3 protein-coding genes are annotated in these 3,687 nt (G+C 64.3%); 2 read left to right on the forward strand and 1 reads right to left on the reverse strand.

Annotated elements, in window-relative coordinates:
* Both ABR948_RS28980 and ABR948_RS28985 read left to right on the forward strand, forming a co-directional pair.
* On the forward strand, positions 1-825 hold an 825-nt coding region (locus ABR948_RS28980), incomplete at its 5' end, for a transketolase family protein (protein ID WP_490337858.1).
* Positions 826-1,144: 319 nt separating this feature from the next.
* A complete protein-coding gene (locus ABR948_RS28985) occupies positions 1,145-2,575 on the forward strand; it encodes an aldehyde dehydrogenase family protein (protein WP_428124660.1) in 1,431 nt (476 codons plus the stop codon).
* Positions 2,576-2,871: 296 nt separating this feature from the next.
* Here the strand turns inward: ABR948_RS28985 and ABR948_RS28990 are convergent.
* On the reverse strand, positions 2,872-3,687 hold an 816-nt coding region (locus ABR948_RS28990), incomplete at its 5' end, for an SMP-30/gluconolactonase/LRE family protein (protein WP_428124662.1).

Raw genomic sequence — 3,687 nt, forward strand, 5'->3', positions numbered from 1 at the left:
GCGACCTTGTACGATCCCTTCATCGAGCGCGGCCTCGATGCACTGAACTATGCCTGCTACCAGGACGCGCGCTTCATGGTGGCGGCGACGCCGTCGGGCATTACGCTAGCGCCCGAGGGCGGCGCCCATCAATCGATCGCGACGCCGCTGATCGGCATGGCGCAGGATGGCCTCGCCTCGTTCGAGCCGGCCTTTGTCGACGAACTCGCCGTGATTATGGGCTGGGGATTCCAGCACATGCAGCGCGAGAGAGCGGGCGAGGGCGGCTCGGTCTATTTGCGGCTTTCGACTCGCACGCTGGACCAGCCGCAGCGGATCATGACGCCGGAGTTGCAAAGCGGCATTACCGACGGGGCCTATTGGCTGCGCAAACCGGGCCCGAATTGCGACGTCGTGATCGCCTATACCGGCGCGGTCGCGCCCGAGGCGATCGAGGCTGTTGGCCTGCTCGGCGAAAGCCGCAGGGACGTTGGCCTGCTGGCAATCACGTCGGCGGACCGGTTGCATTCGGGGTGGACGTCGGCGCGGGGCCTGCGTCGCGACCGCCGCGGCGTGCCGCATCTCAGCCATATCGAAAGACTGCTGGCGCCTTTGTCGCGTGACTGCGGCATCGTCACCGTGATCGACGGTCATCCGGCGGCGCTGGGCTGGCTCGGCAGCGTGCGCGGCCACCGGGTGGAAGCGCTCGGCGTCGAGCATTTCGGCCAGACCGGCACCATCGAAGACCTCTACCGCCACCACGGCATCGACGCCAACGCCATCATCGATGCGGCCGAAACCGTCTCCGTCGGCGCCCCGGTGCGGCATCGCAAGATGGCGGTGTGATTTTCAGATCGCCGCCTCGGCGAGCACTATCTCAGTCGTCGTCCCGGCGAACGCCGGGACCCATAACCACCGATGGCCGTGGTTGAAGGGACTTGTCCAACAGCGTCGCTAAGATGCTACGGCACGGCGTGTGGGTCCCGGCTCAAGGCCGGGACGACGACGCAGGTCTTGCCACCTTCACACCGCCGATCTTATATCCAGCGTCCGCCGCAATGCGGCATCCCGCATATGGCGGGTTCATTTTCCCGGCCTTTCGTGCGAGGATGCTTGCCGAACGTTCCGTTCCCCCTCCACTCGCCCTGAAATCAAGAGGTTTACGATGGTTAACCGCATGCAATTCTACATCGACGGTGCCTGGGTCGATCCCGTCGTCAAGAAATCCACCCCCGTCGTCAACCCGGCGACCGAAGAGGCGATGTATGAAATTGCGCTCGGCTCCAGGGCCGATGTGGACAAGGCCGTGGTCGCCGCCAGGCGGGCGTTCGAGACCTTTTCGCAGACCAGCCGCGAGGAGCGTGTGGCGCTGCTGACCAGGATCATCGAGGTCTACAAGACCCGGATCAAGGATATCGGCGCGTCTGTCTCCGACGAGATGGGTGCCCCGCTGCCGATGGCGGAGAAGCTGCAGGCCGGCGCCGGCCTCGGCCACATCATCGCTACGCTCGATGTGCTCAAGAACTATCATTTCGAGGAAACCGTCGGCTCCGCCGTGGTGGTCCGCGAACCCGTCGGCGTCATCGGCATGATCACGCCGTGGAACTGGCCGCTGAACCAGATCGCCTGCAAGGTAGCGCCTGCGATCGCCGCCGGCTGCGCCATGATCCTCAAGCCGTCGGAATTCACCCCGACATCGGCATTGATTTTTGCCGAAATCCTGCATGAAGCGGGCGTGCCGAAGGGCGTGTTCAACCTCGTCAACGGCCTCGGCCCTGAGGTTGGCGCCGCCATGAGCGAGCATCCTGATATCGACATGATCTCGTTCACGGGCTCGACCCGCGCCGGCATCGATGTCGCCAAGCGCGCCGCGCCGACCGTCAAGCGCGTCAGCCAGGAACTGGGCGGCAAGTCGCCGAACATCATCCTCGAAGGCGCCGACCTCACCAAGGCCGTCACCGGCGGCGTGATGCACATGTTCAACAATTCCGGCCAGTCGTGCAACGCGCCGTCGCGGATGATCGTGCCGCTGTCGAAGATGAAGGAAGTCGCTGCCATCGCCAAGGGCGTCGCCGACAAGACCAAGGCCGGCGATCCCCGCGCCGAAGGCACCACCATCGGACCGGTCGTCAACCGCGGCCAGTGGGACAAGATCCAGGGCCTGATCCAGAAGGGCATCGAGGAAGGCGCCACTTTGGTGGCCGGGGGTCCCGGTCTGCCGGAAGGCGTCAACAAGGGCTTCTATGTTCGCCCGACCATCTTCGCTGATGTCACCGAGAACATGACCATCGCGCGCGAGGAAATCTTCGGGCCGGTACTCGTGGTCATGGGCGCCAAGGACGAAGAAGATGCGGTGAGGATCGCCAACGACACGCCCTACGGTCTGGCGGGGTACGTCTCCGCCGATACCGTCGAGACCGCCCGCAGGGTCGGCCGCCGGATTCGCGCCGGCAACGTCAACCTGCAGGGCGTACCGAACGACCGCACCGCGCCGTTCGGCGGCTACAAGCAGTCCGGCAACGGCCGCGAATGGGGCAAATACGGCTTCGAGGAGTTCCTCGAGGTCAAGGCGATCGCCGGCTTCAACGCCGCGTAAGTTTTAGCGCGACATCAAAGCGCCGGGGCGGGATCAACTTCCGCTCCGGCGTTTTGCGTTAGAGAATGCGAACAGTGAATACTCTTCACCCTCCCCTGGAGGGGGAGGGTCGGCTCACATGGAGCGTAGCGAAATGTGAGACGGGGTGGGGTGATCTCTCAACTCGGGCATCGTCCGCGGGGAGAGACTGTCACCCCACCCCGCCGCTCATTTCATTCGCGTCGACCCAGAGAGCGAGCTTCGCTCGTCTCGACCCCTCCAGGGGAGGGTGAGAGTGATAGCGTGGCGATGGTGAACTATCCCCCCAGCGCGCCCTGGGTGTTCACATACAGCGCGTAGATCGACTGGCTCGCGGCCATGAACAGCCGGTTGCGCTTCAGTCCGCCGAAGCAGACATTGGCGCAGCGCTCGGGCAGCGCGATGCGGCCGATCATGACGCCGTCGGGGGCGTAGACCACGACCCCGTCGAGTTCGGGATCGCCCATGCCCCAGCCGCACCACAGATTGCCGTCGATATCGGCGCGCATGCCGTCGGGCGTGGCGGGGCCGGCATCGGCGAACAGGCGCTTGTTGGAGAGTTTTTCGCCGCCTGGAGACACGTCGTAAGCGAGGATCTTGCGGGTCGGCACGCCGCGCGACTCGATGATGTAGAGAATCTTTTCGTCCGGCGAAAAACAAAGCCCGTTGGGCCCGAGGATGCCTTCGGCGACGATGGTCGGTTTCAGCGTCGCGCCATCGATCCGGTAGACATTCATGTCGATCTCGGATTCCGCGACATACCCTTCGTAATTGCCGAACAGGCCGAACATCGGATCGGTGAACCAGATCGAGCCGTCCGATTTCACGATAACGTCATTCGGCGAGTTCAGCCGCTTGCCGTCGAAGGAGTCCATCAGCACCGTGATCGAACCGTCATATTCGGTTCGCACCACGCGGCGTCCGCCGTGCTCGCAGGTGATCAGGCGTCCCTGGCGGTCGCGGGTGTTGCCGTTGGCGAAGTTCGAGGGCTTGCGGTAGATGCTGACCGCGCCGGTTTCCTCTTCCCATTTGAGGATGCGCTGGTTGGGAATATCGCTGCACAGCAAATAGCGCCCGTCGCCGACCCACACCGG

Source organism: Bradyrhizobium sp. (genome assembly GCF_050014615.1).
GTDB lineage: Bacteria > Pseudomonadota > Alphaproteobacteria > Rhizobiales > Xanthobacteraceae > Bradyrhizobium.